This window comes from Streptomyces sp. P9-A2, from assembly GCF_036634175.1.
GTDB classification, from domain to species: domain Bacteria; phylum Actinomycetota; class Actinomycetes; order Streptomycetales; family Streptomycetaceae; genus Streptomyces; species Streptomyces pratens.
The window spans coordinates 3711508-3731783 of record NZ_JAZIFX010000001.1 but is presented as its reverse complement, the minus strand read 5'-3'; the positions used below and the strand labels follow the sequence as shown (position 1 = coordinate 3731783).

24 protein-coding genes, 1 tRNA gene and 1 pseudogene are annotated in these 20276 nt (G+C 70.5%); 14 read left to right on the top strand and 12 right to left on the bottom strand.

Annotated features, from left to right (window positions below):
• Positions 1-11: 11 nt before the first annotated feature.
• Together rlmB and V4Y04_RS16860 are read left to right on the top strand one after the other, a co-directional pair.
• Positions 12-953 carry a 23S rRNA (guanosine(2251)-2'-O)-methyltransferase RlmB gene (rlmB, locus tag V4Y04_RS16865; RefSeq protein WP_332428915.1) on the top strand — a complete coding sequence of 314 codons (942 nt, stop codon included), beginning with the start codon at positions 12-14 and terminating at the stop codon, positions 951-953.
• 129 nt (positions 954-1082) lie between these two features.
• The gene (locus V4Y04_RS16860) at positions 1083-2897 is read left to right on the top strand and encodes a DoxX family protein (protein WP_332428914.1); all 1815 of its coding nucleotides are present in this window, start codon (positions 1083-1085) and stop codon (positions 2895-2897) included.
• A gap of 171 nt (positions 2898-3068) precedes the next feature.
• On the opposite strand, the gene V4Y04_RS16855 is transcribed toward V4Y04_RS16860, so the two are convergent.
• The 4 genes from V4Y04_RS16855 to V4Y04_RS16840 form a co-directional block, all read right to left on the bottom strand.
• Complete coding sequence (locus V4Y04_RS16855) at positions 3069-3800, bottom strand: nucleotidyltransferase family protein (protein ID WP_332428913.1); 732 nt, start codon at positions 3798-3800, stop codon at positions 3069-3071.
• A 173-nt stretch (positions 3801-3973) separates the two neighbouring features.
• Complete coding sequence (locus V4Y04_RS16850; protein WP_332428912.1) at positions 3974-4459, bottom strand: hypothetical protein; 486 nt, start codon at positions 4457-4459, stop codon at positions 3974-3976.
• A gap of 240 nt (positions 4460-4699) precedes the next feature.
• Positions 4700-5788 carry an ABC transporter ATP-binding protein gene (locus V4Y04_RS16845; protein ID WP_332428910.1) on the bottom strand — a complete coding sequence of 363 codons (1089 nt, stop codon included), beginning with the start codon at positions 5786-5788 and terminating at the stop codon, positions 4700-4702.
• Positions 5789-6017: 229 nt separating this feature from the next.
• A complete protein-coding gene (locus V4Y04_RS16840; protein WP_332428909.1) occupies positions 6018-7010 on the bottom strand; it encodes a helix-turn-helix transcriptional regulator in 993 nt (330 codons plus the stop codon).
• Between the two features lie 132 nt (positions 7011-7142).
• On the opposite strand from V4Y04_RS16840, the gene V4Y04_RS16835 reads away from it, so the two are divergent.
• Together V4Y04_RS16835 and V4Y04_RS16830 are read left to right on the top strand one after the other, a co-directional pair.
• Complete coding sequence (locus tag V4Y04_RS16835; protein WP_332428908.1) at positions 7143-7553, top strand: DUF3224 domain-containing protein; 411 nt, start codon at positions 7143-7145, stop codon at positions 7551-7553.
• Positions 7554-8071: 518 nt separating this feature from the next.
• Positions 8072-8145 (top strand) — tRNA-Thr (locus tag V4Y04_RS16830).
• A 94-nt stretch (positions 8146-8239) separates the two neighbouring features.
• Here the strand turns inward: V4Y04_RS16830 and V4Y04_RS16825 are convergent.
• Both V4Y04_RS16825 and V4Y04_RS16820 read right to left on the bottom strand, forming a co-directional pair.
• Positions 8240-9442, bottom strand: coding sequence for a tyrosine-type recombinase/integrase (locus V4Y04_RS16825; RefSeq protein ID WP_332428907.1), 1203 nt, complete (start codon positions 9440-9442; stop codon positions 8240-8242).
• Positions 9435-9980, bottom strand: a complete 546-nt coding sequence (locus V4Y04_RS16820) for a helix-turn-helix domain-containing protein (RefSeq protein ID WP_332428906.1) — start codon at positions 9978-9980, stop codon at positions 9435-9437. The genes V4Y04_RS16825 and V4Y04_RS16820 overlap by 8 nt, the downstream gene beginning before the upstream one ends.
• Positions 9981-10107: 127 nt before the next feature.
• Between V4Y04_RS16820 and V4Y04_RS16815 the strand changes: the two genes are divergently transcribed.
• The 9 genes from V4Y04_RS16815 to V4Y04_RS16775 all read left to right on the top strand — a co-directional run bounded on the left by V4Y04_RS16815 (position 10108) and on the right by V4Y04_RS16775 (position 15268).
• Positions 10108-10305 carry a helix-turn-helix transcriptional regulator gene (locus V4Y04_RS16815; RefSeq protein ID WP_332428905.1) on the top strand — a complete coding sequence of 66 codons (198 nt, stop codon included), beginning with the start codon at positions 10108-10110 and terminating at the stop codon, positions 10303-10305.
• Entirely contained in the window at positions 10302-10601 is a 300-nt protein-coding gene (locus V4Y04_RS16810) for a hypothetical protein (protein WP_332428904.1), read from the top strand. Before V4Y04_RS16815 ends, V4Y04_RS16810 begins: the two co-directional genes overlap by 4 nt.
• Positions 10598-11455, top strand: coding sequence for a bifunctional DNA primase/polymerase (locus V4Y04_RS16805; protein WP_332428902.1), 858 nt, complete (start codon positions 10598-10600; stop codon positions 11453-11455). The genes V4Y04_RS16810 and V4Y04_RS16805 overlap by 4 nt, the downstream gene beginning before the upstream one ends.
• Entirely contained in the window at positions 11452-12789 is a 1338-nt protein-coding gene (locus V4Y04_RS16800; RefSeq protein ID WP_332428900.1) for an AAA family ATPase, read from the top strand. Before V4Y04_RS16805 ends, V4Y04_RS16800 begins: the two co-directional genes overlap by 4 nt.
• A gap of 9 nt (positions 12790-12798) precedes the next feature.
• Positions 12799-12975, top strand: coding sequence for a hypothetical protein (locus V4Y04_RS16795; protein ID WP_332428898.1), 177 nt, complete (start codon positions 12799-12801; stop codon positions 12973-12975).
• A 17-nt stretch (positions 12976-12992) separates the two neighbouring features.
• Positions 12993-13244: a hypothetical protein gene (locus V4Y04_RS16790; protein WP_332428897.1), complete on the top strand. Its 252-nt coding sequence runs from the start codon at positions 12993-12995 to the stop codon at positions 13242-13244.
• Positions 13241-13522: a hypothetical protein gene (locus V4Y04_RS16785; RefSeq protein ID WP_332428895.1), complete on the top strand. Its 282-nt coding sequence runs from the start codon at positions 13241-13243 to the stop codon at positions 13520-13522. The genes V4Y04_RS16790 and V4Y04_RS16785 overlap by 4 nt, the downstream gene beginning before the upstream one ends.
• Positions 13523-13730: 208 nt before the next feature.
• The gene (locus V4Y04_RS16780) at positions 13731-14855 is read left to right on the top strand and encodes a phage major capsid protein (RefSeq protein ID WP_332428893.1); all 1125 of its coding nucleotides are present in this window, start codon (positions 13731-13733) and stop codon (positions 14853-14855) included.
• Between the two features lie 290 nt (positions 14856-15145).
• Positions 15146-15268, top strand: coding sequence for a hypothetical protein (locus tag V4Y04_RS16775; protein WP_332428891.1), 123 nt, complete (start codon positions 15146-15148; stop codon positions 15266-15268).
• 474 nt (positions 15269-15742) lie between these two features.
• Here V4Y04_RS16775 and V4Y04_RS16770 read toward each other — a convergent pair whose 3' ends face one another.
• Positions 15743-15976, bottom strand: a complete 234-nt coding sequence (locus tag V4Y04_RS16770; RefSeq protein WP_332428889.1) for a winged helix-turn-helix domain-containing protein — start codon at positions 15974-15976, stop codon at positions 15743-15745.
• Positions 15977-16145: 169 nt separating this feature from the next.
• Between V4Y04_RS16770 and V4Y04_RS16765 the strand changes: the two genes are divergently transcribed.
• The gene (locus tag V4Y04_RS16765) at positions 16146-16349 is read left to right on the top strand and encodes a hypothetical protein (RefSeq protein WP_332428887.1); all 204 of its coding nucleotides are present in this window, start codon (positions 16146-16148) and stop codon (positions 16347-16349) included.
• Between the two features lie 360 nt (positions 16350-16709).
• On the opposite strand, the gene V4Y04_RS16760 is transcribed toward V4Y04_RS16765, so the two are convergent.
• From V4Y04_RS16760 to V4Y04_RS16740, 5 genes and pseudogenes are all read right to left on the bottom strand, one after another.
• The gene (locus V4Y04_RS16760) at positions 16710-17351 is read right to left on the bottom strand and encodes an HNH endonuclease (protein WP_332428885.1); all 642 of its coding nucleotides are present in this window, start codon (positions 17349-17351) and stop codon (positions 16710-16712) included.
• Positions 17348-17938, bottom strand: coding sequence for a DUF6907 domain-containing protein (locus V4Y04_RS16755; protein WP_332428884.1), 591 nt, complete (start codon positions 17936-17938; stop codon positions 17348-17350). Before V4Y04_RS16755 ends, V4Y04_RS16760 begins: the two co-directional genes overlap by 4 nt.
• A 378-nt stretch (positions 17939-18316) precedes the next feature.
• Positions 18317-18769, bottom strand: a pseudogene (locus tag V4Y04_RS16750) (tyrosine-type recombinase/integrase); the annotation flags it as partial.
• A 143-nt stretch (positions 18770-18912) separates the two neighbouring features.
• Complete coding sequence (locus tag V4Y04_RS16745; RefSeq protein ID WP_332428882.1) at positions 18913-19326, bottom strand: NUDIX hydrolase; 414 nt, start codon at positions 19324-19326, stop codon at positions 18913-18915.
• Positions 19323-19982 carry an NUDIX hydrolase gene (locus V4Y04_RS16740; protein WP_332428880.1) on the bottom strand — a complete coding sequence of 220 codons (660 nt, stop codon included), beginning with the start codon at positions 19980-19982 and terminating at the stop codon, positions 19323-19325. Before V4Y04_RS16740 ends, V4Y04_RS16745 begins: the two co-directional genes overlap by 4 nt.
• Between the last annotated feature and the right edge of the window lie 294 nt (positions 19983-20276).

Sequence of the window (20276 nt, the reverse complement as noted above, 5' to 3'; positions counted from 1 at the left end):
ACGGGTACATCATGGCCGCGAACAACCGCCGCATGTCCGGCAAGAAGGGCGCGCAGGTCGGCAGTGGCGGCCAGCGGCGCCGGGGCCTCGAGGGCAAGGGGCCCACGCCCCCCGCCGAGATGCGCAAGGGGCACGCCAAGCAGCGCGTCGCCCAGGCGAAGGCCCGCCGGACCGTCGGCCGCGCCCCGCAGCGGCGCGGCGGCGGACGTTCGACCTCCGAACTCGTCGTCGGGCGCAACCCCGTCGTCGAGGCGCTGCGCGAGGGCGTGCCCGCCTCCACCTTGTACGTCCAGCAGTTCATCGACAACGACGAGCGGGTGCGCGAGGCGCTCCAGCTCGCGGCCGAGCGCGGCGGCATCAACCTCATGGAGGCGCCCCGCCCCGAACTCGACCGGATGACCAACGGCCTGAACCACCAGGGCCTGGTCCTCCAGGTCCCGCCCTACGAGTACGCGCACCCCGAGGACCTCGTCGCGGGCGCCCACGACGCCGGCCAGGACCCGCTGATCGTCGCCCTCGACGGTGTCACCGACCCGCGCAACCTCGGCGCCGTCGTCCGCTCCGTCTCCGCCTTCGGCGGCCACGGCGTCGTCGTCCCCGAGCGGCGTGCCGCCGGGATGACCGCCGGCGCCTGGAAGACGTCCGCCGGTGCCGCCGCCCGTACGCCCGTCGCGCGGGCCACCAACCTGACGCGCACCCTGGAGGCGTACAAGAAGGCGGGGATCGCGATCGTCGGGCTGGCCGCCGACGGAGAGGCCGAGATCGGCGAACTGCAGGCACTGGCGGGCCCCGTCGTGATCGTCGTCGGCAGCGAGGGCAAGGGACTTTCCCGACTCGTCGGCGAAACCTGCGACTTCCGGGTGCGGATCCCGATGCCGGGTGGCACCGAGTCCCTCAACGCCGGTGTGGCCACGGGAATCGTGCTGTACGAGGCGGCACGGCGCCGCGCCTGAACGGTCGTTCGGCGCCTTCACCCGTACGGGGTGTTCCGGGTGCTCCGTACGGGTGGGGGACATGCTTGACGCGGTCCGGACACATCCGGCGCGTCAAGACAGTGTCCTAACGTCGGGTCACTCGGTTAGATGAGTGTGGACACCAGAACACCCCGCACTCCTCCGGGGGACCCCTCGTCGGCACTCGACGACGCTCCCGCGCTGAGCATGGTGAAGGTGCCGAGTGATCCGGCGCAGGTCATCGTCAATCACGCCAGTTTCCGCGTGCAACTGGGCGTTTCGAACCGACGCGTCCAATCCCAGCGGATCGCACGGCACGTGACCGCGGCCGAGGACACGGCCCGCATCCCCGTCGTCACCACCGTCGGCGCCCCGGGCCGGACCGCGGCCCGTCGGCGCCCCGTCGTCTGGAGCGGCCGCTCGGCCCCCGACGACACCGGCGCGCACCGACTTCTCCAGACCATGCGGCACGAAGGCGTCCGCCACTCCGACGAACCGCTCACCGACGCCGGTGCCACCCAGGTCGTCCCCGGCGCCGACGACGGTTACGGCTATGCCGAGGACCCGGCCGCCCAGACCCTCGAAACGCCCGTCATCGGCCCCCAGCGCACCCACGGCGGCCGGCAGCCCCTGCTGCCCCCCATGCGCACCGTGGGCAGCGCCTACGACGAACCGGCGTACGGCGGCCAGGGCTACGGGGACCAGGGCTACGGGGACCAGGGCTACGGCGAGCAGGGTCACGGCCGGCAGGGTTACGGCGAGCAGGATTACGGCCGGCAGGGATACGGCGAACAGGGATACGGCGAACAGGGTTACGACAGCGGCGAGTTCGGGGACATCGGTGACCACCGGACCGCCACCGACCCGAATACCGGCGGCCGCCGCGCCAGGCGCCACGGCGACGACCCGGCCCGGCACGCCTACTACCCCGGCCGCCGGATGAACCTCGGGGTCGTCCTGCTCCCGCTGCGGCTCTTCCTCGGCTTCATCTCCATCTACGCCGGCATGGGCAAACTCTGCGACCCGCTCTACTTCGACGGCGGCGAGCGCGGCTCCATGGTGACGTGGCTCAAGACCCTGCACCCCTGGGAAGTCGCCCAGCCGCTCCAGCAGTTCGCCCTCGAACACCCCATCGGCTCCGGACTCCTCGTCGCCTTCCTCCAGGTGATCGTCGGCGTCCTCACCGTCCTCGGCTGCTGGCAGCGCGTCGGCGCCGCCATCGGTGCCCTGCTCTCCGTCGCGCTGCTGGTCACCGTCAGCTGGAAGAGCGTTCCCGCCTACGACGCGCCCGACATCATCTACCTCGCCGCCTGGTCCCCGCTGATCATCGCCGGCGCCCCCGTCTACTCCGTCGACGGCCGCCTCGTCGCCCGCGCCTGGCGCCACCTCGGACCCCGCTCCGACCTCTGGGACCTGCGCCGTTATGTGCTGCGGCGCGGTGCTCTCGTCACCGTCGTCGTCTGCGGACTCACCCTGCTCGTCGGCTCGCTGCTCGGCGGCGCTGTGCGCGACGCCGACCGCGTGATCGTCCCCGGCCCCGGCGAGGCCCCGCGCAACGAACTCCCCGGCTCCCCGCTTCCGCAGGAGCCCGGCGAGGACCGGAAGGGGACCCCGTCCGCCTCCACCTCCCCCACCACCCGGGAAGCCACTTCCGGAACCGGCAGCGCAGGCCCCTCCGAGGGCGACACCGTCCCCGACGCGACCCGTGACACCGGCGGTGGTGTCACCGGCGCGCCCAGCCAGACCCAGGGCACCATCGGCGAAGCCCCGCCCCAGCAGTCGTCCCCGGTGGAACAGGCCCCGAGCACCAGCGCCGGTGCCACCACGGGCGGCGGCACCACCGGTGGCGGCGACAGTGGCGTCCCGAGCGACGGTGCGGGCGACGGCGACGAGGGCCCGGCGCCCGAGCAGCCCGGTCGGCTCGTGGGCGGGCTGCTGGGATAAACAGCCGGGCGGCCCGGCGGCCAGGCAATCCGGCGGCCAGGGAATCCGGCGGCCTGGTGGCCCGGCCGTCAAGCCGCGGTCGCGACGACGAAGGGGTCCCGCACACACTGTGTGCGGGACCCCTTCGTCGTGCTGGGAACGATGTGGCCGGGGGAGGGCGGCGCCGGGGACTCAGCGGTTCTGGGAGGCCAGTTCCTTCGCCGCCTCCGTCAGGTCCTTCGCGGTGTCGATCGCCCGCCAGTAGGAGCCCTGGGGGATCGGGAACCCGGCCAGCCGGTTCTTCCGGGCCAGCCGCGGGAACGTGGTGCGTTCGTGGTCGCCGCGCTCCGGCAGCAGACCGGCGAACTCGGGGGAGAAGACGTACACCCCCGCGTTGATCTCGAACGGGGACGGCGGTGCCTCTATGAAGTCGGTGATGTGACCGAACCCGTCGGTCTGCACCGCACCCCAGGGAAGGCGCGGGCGGGCCAGGGCGAGGGTCGCGACGGCGTCCCGCTCGGTGTGGAAGTCCGCCATGTCGCGCAGCGAGAAACGGGTCCAGATGTCACCGTTCGTGGCGTACCAGGGCTGATCCGGGTGCGGCAGGCGGGCGGCCGCGTACCGCAGACCGCCGCCGCGGCCGAGCGGCTCCGTCTCGACGACGGTGGTGACGGAGAGCGGCAGATCGGTGGCCTCCAGCCACTCCTGCAGTACCTCGGCCAGATGACCGCAGGAGACGACGACGTCCGTCACGCCCTCCTCGGCGAGCCAGGAGAGCTGATGGCCGATGATCGGGGTTCCCGTACCGGGAATCTCGACCATCGGCTTGGGCCGGTCGTCGGTGTACGGACGAAGCCGGGTGCCTTGCCCGCCGGCCAGGACGACGGCTTGAACGGGGCGCGACGCGGCGCTCGGATGGGTCATGAGCGCACTGTACGTGGCGCCCTGAGGGCCGGACCGTGGGGCCCCGGGGCCCCACGGATGCCCCGCTTGGCCGCGGGACAGACAGCGGGACGGACAGCGGGCCCGGCAGAGAGTCCGGCAGAGGTGCTGCTGAAGCTCCGGCCGCGTGGTCCGGCCGCGAGGTGGGCGAAGGCTCAGCCGTGGGCGGTGAGCACCCCCGACGCGAAGGAGGTGTCGCAGACCGGGCGGGCGTAGGACTGGGCCCTGGTGGGGCCGTACACCCGGACCGCCGCCTTGCCGAGCTCACGCGCGATCGACATGCAGTGCCGCGCCAGCGAGGGGCGGTCGTTCACCGCCTGCTGGAGGTGGGTGAGGGCGACGCCCGGGTTCTCCTTGTGCAACTCGACCAGGAGCCTGTCCCGCAGGGCCTCGTGCGGGACCCGCTCGACGGCACGCGAGGACGTGCCGGACGAGGAGGCGCCGGACGAGGACGCATCGGACACGGTGGTGTCGGCGGCGGCGAGGACCGGACTCGAAGGGATCCCCGACCAGTTGACTCCGGCGACCGCGAGGGTTCCGGAGAACACCAGGACGACGGGCAGGACGAAGGCGAGGGTGCGGCCGACCCGGCGGGCGGGGCCCCGGCCACGTCGCATCTGAGGGGTAGTGGAGTGCTTCACGCGTGTGAGAGTAGCGTCAGGTAATGGAATGGGGACATGCAGTCACCGGTTCGGGTGACGCGGCGGGGGCGATTCCAGGGTGGCGTATTGACGCACAGTGCTCGAAATGACCTTTATGTCAGGGTGTTTGTCGACAATGAAAACGCAACGAAGAGGGCCCCGCAGCGAACTGCGGGGCCCTCTTCATCAACTCGGGTGAATTACCCGGGCCGTCGTGTTTCGGATGTGACGACGCTCGGCTCAGTCGGACAGGCGCGCGCCGGTCGACGTCGAGAACACGTGGCTCTCGCCGGGCCGCGGCACGACGTGCAGCGTGCTGCCCTTCTCCGGCACGTTGCGGCCGCCGACGCGGACGACGAGGTCCTTGGACTCCTCGCCGACCGTGGCGGTGCCGTACACGAACGCGTCGGAGCCCAGCTCCTCCACCACGTTGACGGTGACCGCGAGGCCCTGGTCGGACTCGGCACCGGCCACGTCGAAGTGCTCGGGGCGGACACCGACGGTGACGGTCTTGTCGGTGGCGGCGGCCAGCGCGTCGCGGTCCACCGGAACCACCGAGTTGCCGAACTTCACGCCGCCGTCGGCGATCGGCACCTCGACGAGGTTCATCGCCGGGGAGCCGATGAAGCCGGCCACGAAGAGGTTGGCGGGCCTGTCGTACATGTTGCGCGGGGTGTCGACCTGCTGGAGCAGACCGTCCTTGAGGACCGCGACGCGGTCGCCCATGGTCAGGGCCTCGACCTGGTCGTGGGTGACGTAGACGGTGGTGATGCCCAGGCGGCGCTGGAGCGAGGCGATCTGCGTACGGGTGGAGACACGGAGCTTGGCGTCCAGGTTGGACAGCGGCTCGTCCATGAGGAACACCTGCGGCTCACGCACGATGGCGCGGCCCATGGCGACACGCTGGCGCTGACCGCCGGAGAGCGCCTTCGGCTTGCGGTCCAGGTAATCCGTCAGGTCGAGGATCTTCGCGGCCTCCTCGACCTTCTGCCGGATCTCCGCCTTGTTGACACCGGCGATCTTGAGCGCGAAGCCCATGTTGTCGGCGACCGACATGTGCGGGTACAGCGCGTAGTTCTGGAACACCATGGCGATGTCCCGGTCCTTCGGCGGCAGGTGCGTGACGTCGCGGTCGCCGATGCGGATGGCGCCGCCGTTGACGTCCTCGAGCCCCGCGAGCATGCGGAGCGAGGTGGACTTGCCGCAGCCGGACGGGCCGACCAGCACGAGGAACTCCCCGTCCTCGATGTCGATCTCGAGCGCGTCCACAGCGGGCTTGGTCGAACCGGGGTAGATCCGGGTCGCCTTGTCGAACGTGACAGTGGCCATGGTGAAGGGCCCCCTTCTACCGGCAGGAACGTGCCGGACGATCCGAGTAGGAAGGTGGTGCCACGACGGGATGTTCCGTTGTGGTTCCGTGTGGTGCAGTCCACGAGGGTGAACTGGCACTGGACGGTACCTGGCGTTCACCTGGTCTGTCAGTACCCGAGGCCCTGTGAACTTCGTGGAAACTTTCGAAGGCCGCTCCTCGCAGCCCCTCGCAGCACCTCGCCGCCCCTCACCGTCCCGTACCGTCTCCGGCCGCGTAGCGCTCGGCGAGGACCGTCACGGCCCCCGCGACCGCCTGCCGCAGTCCCGGCGGTCCGAGCGCCTCCGCCTCGGTGCCGAGCCGGAGCAGATCGCCGATGGCGATCGCCTCCGACTCGACGGACAGCTCCACCTCGACCCAGCCCTCACCGTCCGGCGGCCCCGCGTCCCGCAGCGCCCTTACGCCCGCCGCCCCGAACTGCATCGGCAGCAGCTTCTGCCCGCGGGGCGAAAGCCGCAGCCGGGCGGTGCCCTGCCGCAGCGCCGCCTCCATCCGCCGGGAGGACTCCGCCCAGTACGCGGCGAGATCGAACCCGGCGGGACGGGCGAACAGGTCACCCGTCTCCTCCACCTCCTGGAAACGCGACACCCGATAAGTGCGCACGACGTCCTCGGACAGCGCCACGAGGTACCAGATGCCGCCCTTCAGCACGAGCCCCAGGGGGCGCACCTCCCGGTGCACCTCGCCCCGCCAGCGCCGGTAGTGGGTCCACAGCACCCGCCGTTCCCACACCGCCCCGGAGATCCGTTCCAGGTGCGGCACCGGGTCCGCGTCACGGAACCAGGCGGGCGCGTCCAGGTGGAACCGCTCACGCACCCGCCGTGCCTGATCCGCGAGTTCACCCGGCAGCGCGGCCTCCACCTTCAACTGGGCACTCGCCAGCACGGCACCCAGGCCGAGGTCCCGGGCCGGTCCCGGCAGCCCGGCCAGGAACAGCGAACCGGCCTCCGCGTCCGTCAGCCCGGTCAGCCGGGTGCGGTACCCGTCCATCAGGCGGTAGCCGCCCTCCGGTCCGCGCGCGGCGCGGACCGGCACCCCGGACGCGCCGAGCGCCTCGACGTCCCGGTACACGGTGCGCACCGAGACCTCCAGCTCCGCCGCGAGCTCGGGGGCGGTCATCAGACCGCGGTTCTGCAGCAGCAGGAGCAGGGAGAGAAGCCGGTCGGCACGCACGGAACGCATTCTGCCCGCCCCGGCCGTACCTGACAGGAGATGTCAGGTACGGCTCCCAGGATGGTCGTGCCGGGCCGGCGCGGACCTCCCTCGCCGGCAGCACGACCGGACGCGACCGGACACGACCGAAGGGGAACACCCATGCCCGCCACCCGCACCACCGGCCACTTCACCTTCGCCGACTGGAAGGAGGTCCCCGTGGGCCCGCAGGACGCCCACCCCCGGCTCGCCCACGCCACCGTCACCAACGCCTTCACCGGCGGCATCGAGGCCGAGTCCACGACCTGCGACTACGCCATCTCCTACCTGACCGGCACGACCGGCTCCTTCGCGGGCATGGAACTCGTCCGCGGCCGGGTCGACGGGCGCGAGGGCACCTTCGCCGTCGAGGAGCGCGGGCGCTTCGACCCCGACGGGACCGTGCACTGCTCCTTCGAGGTCGTCGAGGGCTCGGGCACCGGGGAACTGGCCGGGCTGCGCGGCACCGGCGGGTTCACCTACCGGCACGGGGAGACGAAGGTGCCGTACACCTTCGCGTACGAACTGGGCTGAGCGGAGGGGGCGCCCTCTGGGGTCCGTCCGGCGGATCAATTCGGAGGCAATCGGCGGTATCCGTCCAGCTGGGGTGAGCGGGGTCGCGGGGGCCCTCCCTGTTCATGGGGGTCCCCCCTGTTCGAGCGGAGCCGAGAGCTTGGGGGAGGAGCCGAGAGCTTGGGGGAGGAGCCGAGAGCTTGGGGGAGGAGCCGAGAGCTTGGGGGAGGAGCCGAGAGCTTGGGGGAGCGTTCAGCTGCAAGGCGGAGGAGGGCGTCGACGCGATGGGGGTCCCTCCCGCGCATGGGGGTTCCTCCCGCTCGAGCGCAGCCGAGCGTGGGGGAGCAGCCGAGCTTGGGGGAGTCGGTGACCGACGGCAACGCGGCTGGGGGTCCCCCCTGCTCGAAGAGCTTGGGGGAGGGTGTGCCGGCCCTCGCGTCTCCGGCGTGATCCGCCGGACAGGCCCCAAAGCGCGTGGCCCCGCGAAACCGGCTCTGTGTACAGTGGACCCGCCCTCGCGCGCTCCGCGCGTACGCGGTGCCTCCTTAGCTCAGATGGCCAGAGCAACGCACTTGTAATGCGTAGGTCGTCGGTTCGAATCCGACAGGGGGCTCTCAGGTGAAACGGCAGGTCATAGGCCGTTTAGTCACTGCCCGTTCGGGGAGGTCCCCGGGCGGGCAGTACGCATTCTGTACACATGATCTCGGCTACGCCTTCCCCGCGACCGGCGCACGCAGCTTGGACAGTGCGAGCGCTCGCCCGGCGTCCAACCGGTCCGCCACCTCGTCCAGCCGGTCCGGGAACAAGTGGCCGTAGACGTTCAGCGTCATGGCCGCGTCCTTGTGCCCCAGCATCGTCTGCACGACCTTCACGTCCGCGCCGGCCGCGATGGCGAGCGAAGCCGCGGTGTGCCTCAGCTTGTGCGGGGTGACGCCCAGGCCCTCGAGGCCCGCCGCCTTCACCGCCGGGTCAAACACCCTCGAGCGGAAGTTGGCGTACCTGAGCGGGCCGCCCTCCGGCGCGGTGAACAGCAGCGCGTCAGCCTTCCGCCCGCGGGTGAGGGTGCCCAGCTCGTCGGCGAACGACCGGGGGACGGGCACTGAGCGCTTCTCGTGGTTCTTCACCGGGCCCAGGGCCAGGACGCCGGACACGTCGGTGTAGTTCTGCACGACCCGGATGCGCCGTTGAGCAACGGACAGCCGGCCGACCTTCACCGCGGACGCCTCAGCCCACCGGATGCCGCAGTACCCGAGGGTGAGCAGCAGCAGCCGGTATTCGTCGGCCGCGTCGGCCAGCTGCTCCAGCTGCTCGAAGGTGAGGTAGACGTGCTCGTCCTCATCGTCCGGCCGGGGCAACTCGTGGTCGTGGCACGGGCTCACAGAGACGCGCTTCGAGAACACCGCGTGCTTCATGACCATGGCCAGCACCCGGTACGCCTTGATGATGCGGGCCGGACCGATCGGCCGGCCGGACTTCCCCGGCTTCGTCTCCAGGGCGGTCACCCAGGCGTCGACGTCCTCCCACTGGACGGCGGCCACCTGCCAGTCGCCCCACTTCGGGATCACGTAGTTGTCGAGCAGGTCCCGGTAGTCCCGCTTCGTGGTCCGGCCGATCTTCCGCTTCGACGCGAACCACTCTTCGGCGACGACCTTCACCGCGGCCTTGCCTGACTTCGGGTCCCGGTACGAGCCCTTGTCCAGACGGGCCGTGATCGCAGCCTTCTCCGCCTCGGCCTGGGGGAGCTTCCCGAACGTCTTCGCCTTCGGCTTCCCGTCCGGGCCGTACCAGCGGACCCGCCAGCGGCCCGGCTGCTGTCGCTTTGACCCTTCGCGCTTTGCCTCCTGCCAGCGCTCCAGCGCTTCGCGGTAGTCGGCGTGGTTCGCGCGGTCTTCAATCCAGACCCTAGCCATCTGTCCCTCCTTCCTGCCTGGGCTCTTCCGGACCGTCCTTCGGGGTGAGCTGCTTGACCAGGTGCTCGTAGTCGGCCTTGGCCTGCTCCATGTCCCACGCGGCGTAGTCCTCCGGCGACATCGGCCGCCACCCGTCGGGCAGCGAGCGTAGGCGCCACTCCATCCACGCCTTGCCCCTGTCGTCTCCGCTGGGCAACGGAGGCCGCATGCCGTGTGCCCACTCCCAGGCGCGGCGAGAGGTGGTCTCCCCCATGGCGGTGACCTCGGCGGTTACGCCGGTGCGCACGCTTTCCGGGAGCAGCAGCGCCGCGGGGTGGGCGTTCAGCGCGACGGCCAAGGCCACCAAGTCGTCGGCGTCGACCCGGCGCGTGCCCATCTCGATCCTGGAGATACCCAGGGGCGGGATGGTACGTCCGAGTTCGCCGACGCGGTCAGAGAGCTGCTTCTTCGTCAGGCCGGCGGACTCGCGGAGTCGCTGCACGTTGGCGCGCACCTGCTCCCCGGTCGGGCCGAGCGATGTTGTTCGTTCGTCTGCCACGAAAGAAACCGTCGCATCAAAATGATGTGAACGCAACCCCTTGGATGTCTCGCGTTACACATGTATCGTCACTCTTGATCGTTCACGCATCATGATGATGCGTCGTGCATCTAAGGGGTGGGCTTGCATGGCGGAAGTGAGGCTGTCGCCGCGACAGCTGGCAGAGGAACTGGGGGTGAGCACCCGGACGCTGGCGAACTGGCGTTGGTCGGGGGTGGGCCCCCGCTACACCAAGCTCGGGGACGGGCGCACCGCTCGCGTCCGCTACCGGCGCGCGGACGTCGACGCGTGGCTGACGGCGCGGGAGTGCGGGGCCGCGGCATGACGACCGAAAAGACGAACGCCCCCGCAGCAACGGGGGCGAACGAGGAAGACCAGCTGATGACCGGGTCTTCCGACACCGTACCGGACCCCGTCGCACTGTGCCGCCCCAAGAGGACCCGCACCATCGGCGGCGGACACGTGTGGCTGCTCGTCATCCGCAGGTGCCCGTTCTGCCGGCGGTCGCACACCCACGGCGGCGGATCCGGCGACGAGCCGTTCTACGGGCACCGCACCTCCCACTGCACCACCGCCCCCGGCGGCGGCTACTGGCTGAAGCCCACCGAGGAGACCCGGTGACCCCGCTCGACGGCGCCCTGTGGCTCGTCCGCCACGGCTTCGCCGTCTTCTCCACCGACCACCCCGGCCTTGAGCGGTGCGCGGGCATCGGGCAGGGCCACGACCCCGCCGTCTGCACGGACCGGGGCAAGCACCCGTGCGTGCCCTTCACCCGCGCGCACACCCTCGACGAGGACCAGGTGCGCCGCACCTTCGGCGAGCAGCTGCGCAACGTCGGCGTGGCCATCGGCGGAGTCGACGGCCCGGACGGCGCCCGACTCCTGGTCGTCGACAGCGACCGGCCGGGAGCCCTCGAGGACGCCGCCGGCGCCTTCGGCTACCGGCACACGCCGACGATGCGCGTCACCACGGCAAAGGGGCACCACGACTACTACTGGTCGCCCGGCAGTCTCCAGCTCGGCAACGGGCTCGGTGCACTGCGCGGCAAGTTCGATGGGGACGTGCGCGGCCCGCGCGGGTACGTCATCGGCCCCGGCTCCGTCCACGCCACCGGCGTGATTTACGAACTCGTCGACCCCGAGCAGCCGCCCGTGCCCGCCCCCGCCTGGCTACTCACCGCCATACAAGCACCGGCCGCACCGCCCGTACCGCGGCCCGCCGGCGCCCCGCCCCGCGAGGGCGGCGGCGCCCTCGTCGGCCTGGTGCGCTCCGTCCTCAACGCCCGTCAGGGCAACCGCAACAGCTGCCTGTACTGGGCGGCCTGCCGCGCGTTCGAGCAGGCCAGTAAAGCGCAGCTCGACGTGCGCGCGGTCGCCGGTGCTCTGGTCGACGCGGCCACCCATGCAGGACTCACTGAGGCGGAGGCGCGCACGACGATCGCCTCCGCCTACCGATCGGCCGGAGGCACCCTTTGAACGAGCACGACCAGGCCGAGGAGATCTTGCGCAATGCGGGGATCACGCTGGACGAGCCGCAGCCTGCCCGAACCCTGCGGATCACCCGCGCCTCGGACATCGAGCCGGAGCCTGTGGTGTGGGCGTGGCTCGACGAGGGCGAGGGCCGCATCCCCGCCGGCGCCCTGTCCGTCGCCGCTGGACGCGAGGGCACCGGCAAGTCGTCGTTCGGCATGTGGATGGCCGCGCAGATCACCCGCGGGGCCTTGCCCGGCAACTTCCACGGCCGCCCGCGCGCCGTCTTCTACGTGGCCATCGAGGACTCGTGGAAGCAGACCATCGTGCCCCGGCTCATCGGGGCCGGCGCGGACCTCGACCTCGTGTACCGCGTCGAAGCGGTCGAAGCCGAGTACGGCGAGACGACGTTGAGCCTGCCGCAGGACAACAGCCTGATGGAGAAGGCCATCGCGGAGCATGACGTCGCCCTGGTCGTCCTCGACCCGCTCATGTCGTGCATCGGCAAGGGCATCGACACCCACCGTGAACGGGACGTGCGCACCGCCCTGGACCCGCTCGCCAGCATGGCCGACCGCACCGGGGCCGTACTGCTCGGCATCGCCCACTTCGGCAAGGGCGCCGGCACCGACCCGTCCGCACTCATCACGGGATCTGGCGCGTTCAAGAACGTCCCCCGGGCCGTGTTCGGGTTCGCCCGTGACGACGACAACGACTGTCGGGTGATGAGCCAGTCCAAGAACAGCCTTGGCCGCTCCGACCTCCCGTCGCTCTCGTACAACATCGAAACGACCGAGGTCCCCACGAAGAAGGGCATCGCGTCCGTGGGCCGGTTCGAGTTCACCGGCCAGTCGGCCCGCAGCGTCTCCGAGATCCTCGCGCAGGGGCAGGACACAGACCGCGGCGAGCGCGATGAGGCCGGAGCCTGGCTCGTCGACTACCTCATGGACAACGGCGGGGAGGCGTCCGCTGGTGACGTCATCAAGGCCGCGGAGAAGGACGGCTTCGCGAAGCACACCATCCAGCGCGCGCGCTCCAAGGTCGGCGTGACGTCCCAGAAGTCGGGCTTCGGGAAGGGCTGGGTCTGGGTACTCAGCGTGACCGACGAATCCGAAGGTGACTCGAAGGTGACGAAGATGGCAGCGAAACCGAGCTCAGAACCTTCGTCACCTTCGTCACCTTCGGGGTCACCTTCGGAATCCCAGTCACCCACCGTGACCAACGGTGGGGCGCGTTGCACGGTGTGCGGTGACCCGCTCGACCCCCTGCACGCCGCCAACGGAGAGACCACCTGCCCCTCCTGCTTCGACCCGCTCAACCGAGCCCGAGACGCCGCGTAGGAGTCGCCCATGCCCACCACCAAGGCTCGCGCCGTGCACTGCCCCAGCTGCCGCCGCCCGCGGAACGTCCGCACCGTCGGCACCGCCACCGTCAGCGGAACGCCTGTCGAACTCGTCCGCTGCCCCGACCCGTCCTGCGAACTCGTCTGGGCCATCCGAACCCAGCACCTCGCCAACGTCGCCTGACACGAGAGGACCCACCCATGGACGACAGCACACCGAGCAGCGGGCGCCGCGTGCCCCTGCGGTTCATCAACGACGACGGCCGTTCCGTCGTCGCCACGAACACCGACCGCACCGAGCACTGGGAGGGCGACCCCGACGACTGGGCCAGCCTCCCCGCGGACACCGTCGACCAGTGGGACGCCACCTGTTGGTTCCCGGCGGACGGCAGCGGTGAGGCCGGCCGCCCCGAGATGCTCCCCATCCCCCTGCACCCCGGAGGCACCCCGTGAACGACATGACCCCCGAGCAGGAAGCCGAGTTGCTCCAGGGCCGCGCCGACGCCGCAGGCCTCGCCCTCGCCTGGGCCGACAACCCCAACGGGGCGCAAGCCATGCTCGCCACCGTCACGTTCGGCGAGGCCGCCCGGCTGCTGATCTCCCTGTGCGGCACCGTCGCCGACATGGTCCGCATCGGCGACAAGGCCACCGCCGGTGGGCACGTCCAGCCGTCCGCCCGCGAGCAGTTGGCCGCGCTCATTGAAGCCGCCCATCAGGGCGTGCGAGACTGATCACGAGCCCCTGACGGGCCGGTCCGCCATCGCCTGCGAGGCGCCCGCGTAGACCGCCGTCAGGGGGCCCAGCCCCACGACGCGAAGTCGTGTGAGGCCGCCGCTGCCAGGCTTCCGCCGGCCGCCGCGAAGCCCTCAACGCCGCCCCGTGGTGGAGACAACCAGCACTCCACACCGAGGCCGCACGCCGCGGCCAGAACGGACCATCATGACGCTGCGCGAGAAGCTCCAGGCACTGCTGAAGGAAGCGGCGGACATCGTCGCCAAGGCGAAGGAAGAGAACCGGGACTTCACCGAGGCCGAGATGACCCGCATCAACGAGCTGAAGACCGAGACCGACGATGTTGCGGCGAGGGTGAAGGCCGCGGACGATGCGCAGGAACTGGCTGCCAAGCACGCCGGGAAGCGGGACGCAGGACAGATGAAGGCCGAACAGCCCGACGGCCTGGCCCGCGCCTTCACCGACGCCATCACCCAGCGCGGCATGACCCACGGACAGAAGGCGCTGCTCCCCACCTCCGGCTCCGTCATGCTGCCCGTCGACATCGGCACCGTCGTTCTGCCCTACGCCTCCAACGGGCTCGCCCAGGTCATCAGCAGTCAGGAGATGACCGGGGGCGACGCCTTCACCTACATGCGGCAGACGGCCCGCACCCACAACGCGGCCACCGTCCCCCGGGGGGCCCAAAAGCCCACCTCCCCCTACTCCCTGGAGAGGGTCCCCGGGGGGGTCATGACCCTGGCCCACCTCTCCGAGGAGATCCCCAAGCAGTGGCTTGCGGACATGCCCGCCCTCCAGGACTTCCTCCGCTCCGAGATGACCGCCGGCCTCCAGCTCGAGGCGCACTCGGTCATCCTCAACGGCGGCACCGCCGAGGACGGCACCGCGGTCGCCGGACTGCTCGGCACCACCGGCGTCCGCTCGCAGGCCTACGTCACCAACCCGCTCATCACGACGCGGAAGGTGCTCACCACGCTGCAGCTCGCCGGAGAGAAGCCGACCGCGTGGGTCTTCAACCCGAACGACTGGGAGACCATCGAGCTACTGCGCAACGAGCAGGACCAACCCGAACTGTCCGGCACACCGTCCGGCCGCGCGCCGCTCCAGCTGTGGAGCGTGCCCGTCGTCCTGGACGCCGGTATGGAAGCCGGGACCGGGCTCGTCGGCGACTGGTCCACCGTCACCCTGCTCACCCGGCAGGGCGTGAAGATGGACTGGTCCGAGGCCGGAGCCCTGTTCGAGAAGAACCTGGTGAAGTTCCGCGCTGAGGCGCGCATCGGTGTCGCGTTCAAGCGGCCCGGGGCGCTCGCCACCGTCGACCTGACGGCCTGACCGCGGCCTCCCCTGCCCCCCCGGGGGTAGGGGAGGTCAGATCTGCGGAGCGATCGTCTGGGGGCCCGGCGCTGTCAGCTCGGCACATACACGCTCAGAATTGTGAAATCGAAACTGGGGAAATGACGCAGCGTCACCAGTGAATCCGCAGGTCAGGGGGTAGGCATGGCGCGCACCGCACAGCCTGCAGCGCTGAAGTTGCTGACCGGTAGGGGTGAAGGACGGGACTCCGGCGGCCGCAAGGTGGCCCCGACGCCGGCGTTCCGGCGCCTTCCGCCGAAGCCTCCGACGTGGCTGTCCAGGGAGGCCCACTCTTCGAGAAGAACCAGGTGAAGTTCCGCGCTGAGGCGCGGATCGGTGTCGCGTTCAAGCGGCCCGGAGCGCTCGCCACCGTCGACCTGACGGCCGGCTGATCCTGCGTCGGGCCCCCGGGGGATAGGGAGTCTCAGTCTTCAGACTGAATCGTCGGGGGCCCGGCGCTGTCAGCAGCGCGCGTGCGTGCTCAGTAAAACAAAGGGGGGGTCTACGGGCCCCCCTTCCTGCTGCCGCCCGGTAGAGCGGCCCCTCTACCCCGGTAGCGGGGTGGGTAGTGCCCTCTGGCCTGCGCTGTAGAGGGGGTAGAGGGGGTGCTGCGACGACCCCCGAAACCCGAAACTTCGCAGGTCACCCCCGACATCGGGGGCGAAACCGGTTTCGGGTCGACCCGAAACCAGGGGGCCGGGGCGAAACCAGTGAGGGCGTGCGTGGGCAGTGACTTTCCACTGGTCACCTCACTGACTTGGGTCACTGGCGTTGACCTGCGGGAACGGCCGTTCAGTGAGGCAGTGAGGTGGTCATGTCGCGCTGCTAGAGGTGGTCATACGGCGGGGCCGCGCCTGCTCGCTGCCTCACTCACTGGGTGCGACGACGAACGTGCCCTTGTTGGGCAGCGTGACGACCAGTCCGCGCTCCCGCAGTTCCTGGACGGCCCGCCGGGCGGTGCCCGGGGCTACGCCGTACTGCGCGCCCATGTCCCGCTCGTTCGGCAGGCGCGCACCGTGCGGCAGGCGGCCGGCCCGGATCTCGACTTCCACCTCGTTGGCAACGCGCACGTAGACGTAGACGAACGGGTCCTCGCTCATGCTCCGGAACGTAGGGCGACACCCCGCGACGGGCACCCGTAGGTGGCGCCATGTGGCCGTATGGGGTGCCCTGTAGTGGACTGTAGCGGTACGGTCCGACCAGCACGAAGAAGCCCCCGCGGCCGTGACGGGCCCGGGGGTATGGCCACCGCTACGAGGGAGCGACGACATGGCAGAGCCTACGCAGACCGAGACCACCGAGGAAGAGACCGTTCCTACGGCGTTCGGCTGGTGCCACTGGCACCAGGGCAACACCGACGGCATCCGGCTCATCGACGTCATCGAGCAGGGCTCGGGGTCTGGCATCACGCACTTCGCCTGCGCCCCGTGCCGCGGCGTCCACGGCCTGGTGCCGTTCGCGGACCAGCCGTGAACGCGGCGAGTCGGCGGTCGTCTCGCTCACCGAACTCTGCGGCGGCAGGCACCTACCGGGAAGGGCCGGCGGGACTGGCGTACCGGGCGCTGCTGGAGCACACGCAGATGTGTAAGCAGTGCGTGGACGACGTCCGCGGGTGCGGGACGGGCCGGGCGCTGGTGCGGACGCTGCGGGAGGCGTGCCGCACGGAGCAGTGAGGGAGGCGGGGAGTTCTCCCCGCGGGCCTCCCCGACCGGCTTCCCCCGGGATGAGCTGGGGGAAGACCGGGGCGGGGATGCGAGGGAGGCCCGGCAAGGAAGCGGGGAAACGGCCTGGAACGCCGTCTCCCCCTCCCCTGCCGGGCCTCCCTCCCTCGTGTCAGGCCGCGAGCGCCGGCGCCTGGTGGTGCTGGGTGAGCAGCAACCAGACCAGCGGCCACGGCAACCGGTTGTCCTTCGCCCGGTTGCACGGCTCGCAGGCGAGCACGAGGTTCGCGGGCAGGTTGCACGCCCACACCGACCGGGGGACGTAGTGGTCCGTCGTCGCCTGCTTCAGGCTGTCGAACGGGGCTCGACAGTAGAAGCAGTGCCGGCCGTCCCGCTCCGCGAGGTACAGGCGCGTCTCCGGTCCGGCGTGCTGCATGCTCGCGGGCAGCGTCCGCCGCTTCTTACTCGGCCGCCCCCTCGGCGGCCGCGGCTGTTCGGCACGGACCGTGGCCGTCATCCGGCTCACGTGCGAAGAGAACCGCTGCAGCGCCTCGTCGAACCTCTTCGCCTCAGCCGCGCCGAGCAGCTGCACGTCGTCGACGAACGACTCGATGGAGCCGCTGACGACGAGCTGGGGCGCGGACGCACCCGGCTCCAGCGTCAGGGACGCCTCGAGGACCAGGCGGCCGTCAGGGAGACGGAGTTCCCGCTCCGCGCCGGCGTGGTGCTCGCGGTCCTCCCCGGCCTGGACGCTGTGGTCCTCGGTGCACCACTTCGGGCACTCGGTGACGATGTTCAGTGGACGAGCGTTCACCGGTCCCCCTCGTGGGTGTCGCGTGCGTTCAGTCGGGCGTCGTCCAGGTCGACGCTCATGCAGTCGAGGGCGTCCGCGTAGGCGCGCAGCCGGTCGGCGAACTCGTGGACCTGGTCCGGGCCCATGTCTCCGTTGGCCGGCCAGACGCCCATGACGGGCTCGCGCTGGATGCTGCTGAACGGGGCGTGCGAGATCCGGGCGGACAGCGTGGGCTCGCCGTCGGTGGGGGAGGGGAGGGCCAGTTCCTCCCCGTGGTGGGTGAAGTCGGGCGCGAACGTCCCGTGGGTCTTCTCGTCGGCGTGGTCGGACACGCACCAGTCGGGGCAGGTGACCGTGAGGGTGGCGCCGGGGGCGTCGAGCAGCCGGACCGTGTGGACGCGCGGACCGTTGACCTGCGGCGCATCAACGCGCATCAGGTCCGCATCACCGGATGCGGGGGAAGGGCCGTCCCAGGTCTGGGCGAAGGCGTCGCGGTGGTCGCCGTTGTGGCCGGCGGGGAGTATGCAGGGGAGGCGACGACGTCCGGGGCCGGGACGCTCCCAGCCGGGACGGCGGGCGCCGCACAAGGGCTGTACGTTGTGCTGCATGGTCGGGTTCCTTGCTTTGGAAGGGTCCGGCCGTAGGCCCCGTGGTCGGTGGTAGGACACCGCCCGGGGCCGCCCCGTTCTCGTACACATTCCGTACACGTGAGAACAGGATGAGCCGGGATTACTTGGGATCTAGCGGGATGCCAAATCCGCAGGTCAACCGGCCTATGGTGGTTCTGTCGCTGGTCACCGCGAGAGCGTTAAAGACCTTGTAATGCGTAGGTCGTCGGTTCGAATCCGACAGGGGGCTCCGGAAAAGGCCAGGTCACATAGCCCGTGACCTGGCCTTTTGTGTTACTCGGGGCGTGACACGTCACACGGCCCGGGTGCCGCGGGGTGGCTTGCGTGAGCGATGAGTGAGCGGAGGAGGACTCGGCCCTACTTCCTGGGCTTCTTCCGTCGGGCCTTCTTCCTGCCCTCGGCCGGGGTCTTCTCGGCGCGTTTGGCCTTCTTCCGGGCCTTCTCCGCCTGGCGGGCGGCTTCCTCCGCTTCCGCCTTCCGCTGGAGCGGGACCAGCTTGGCGGTGGCCTCGGCGGCGCTCTTGCCGACGTGGGGCAGGACACTCTGGTAGATGTCCCGCGTGATCCGGGTGTCGCTGTGCCCGAGGGTGTCCGACACGATCTTGACGTCGATGCCGGCGGCGAGCATGAGCGTGGCCGCACCGTGGCGGAGGTCGTGCAGCCGGATCGGTGGGAGACCGGAGGCGGCGACGAGTCGTTCGAAGAGATCAGTGACCTTGCCGGGGTGTAGCCAGGAGCCGTCCTCCTGGGTGAAGACGAGGCCGGTGTCCACCCAGGCCGATCCCCACTCGTCACGGTCCGCCTCCTGCTGTCAAGCCCCGAGTTTGGTGGAGAGTCGGTTAGCTGGTTTCGATGGGAGCAGCCATGCTCGGGATCCTTCCGGGTCTTCGATGTCTCCATCAAACCCGGGGCGGTTCATGTCCCCCCTGTTCCCATGGTCTGGTGCTGGGCCGCTCAGGGCAGTAAGGCGGCGTCGAGGTAGTCCTGTACGGGCTCGAACAGCCCGTACGGCACGTACTGCGGAATCTCGCCATGGGCGATCCATGCGAGCTCGGCCAGCTCCTCGGCGTCCGCGACATAGGCGGTGCCACCTACCACCTCGCAGGCCGTGTACGACATCAGTCGGCCCGTCTTCGGGTGGACCCGCTCGCCGAGCAGCTTGATGGCGGCCACGTCCAGGCCGGTCTCCTCCTGGGTCTCCCGCACGGCGGCGTCCTCGCGGGCCTCGCCGGGCTCGACCTCACCTGCTGGGAACTGCCAGGAGAGCTGTCCCTCGCTAACCCGGCGGCGCACCATCAGCACGCGCCTCTCGTTCACGACGATGGCAGCTGCGATGCCCGGCCGCTCGTCCGTGTTCTGCTGCGTCACGTCTGCTCCTCCAGGACGGCCAGGACGGGTGGGAAGATCGTAACGACGGGGATGAAGCGGGGCACCGCGTTTCTGGGGACCCACATGACGTGGATGTTCTCGGCTGCGTCGCTGTTGATGGCCTCGCCGGCCAGGTACTCGCACAGGAAGTACTCGCACAGCACACCGGTCACGGGGTGGAGCCGGTTCCCGAGGTGCTGGCGGACCGCGCAGTGGACACCCGTCTCATCCAGGGTCTCCCGCACGGTGGTGGTCTCTGCCTTGCCTCCCGGCTTGATGACCCCGGCCGGGAACTGCCAGGTAATCCCCGCAGCGTCGTCGTCGCGCCGGCACACCAGCAGCACGTCGCTATCGCGGACGACCACCGCGATGGCCACGCGCAGTGCCTGCGCGCCAGGCGGTGTCGAGTCCGCCGGAGCCTGCTCCTTCGCCAGCAGGAGCGCGAAGCGCTGACGCGCAGCTGCGGGGGCCTGTTCGTGGGCCGTGTCGAGGAGCTGCTGCATTTCTCTGCGAGGCACGACAGCAGCGTCGGAGTGCCAGGTGGCCACGGTCCTCACGGCGATGCCCAGGTGAGCGGCGAACTGTTCGTTGCCGAGGCGTAGCGCGGACTGCAGCAGACAAGCGTAGCGGCCGCTCCAGCGCTCGATCACGTCCACAGAACTGCCCTCTCGTCGCTGCTCCAGTGCAGGAACCCGCGCGCTAAAAGTGCACTCCTACTGCACTGGCGCTTCATGGTCGCGCAGGAGAAGCCCCGGAAGAATTTGGAGTCACCAGGGGCCACGGAATCACCCGCCGAAGGCTCAGTCCCTGGGAGGCGCGTAACAGGCGCCAGAGAGCCAGACAACCACCAGGAGATTCTAGGTGCGTATGCCCAGCGGATAAGAAGAACAGTGAAGTTGGCTGAATCTGGCCTCTCGGCCGGCTGGTCGGCGGCACGAATGCCGACTTTC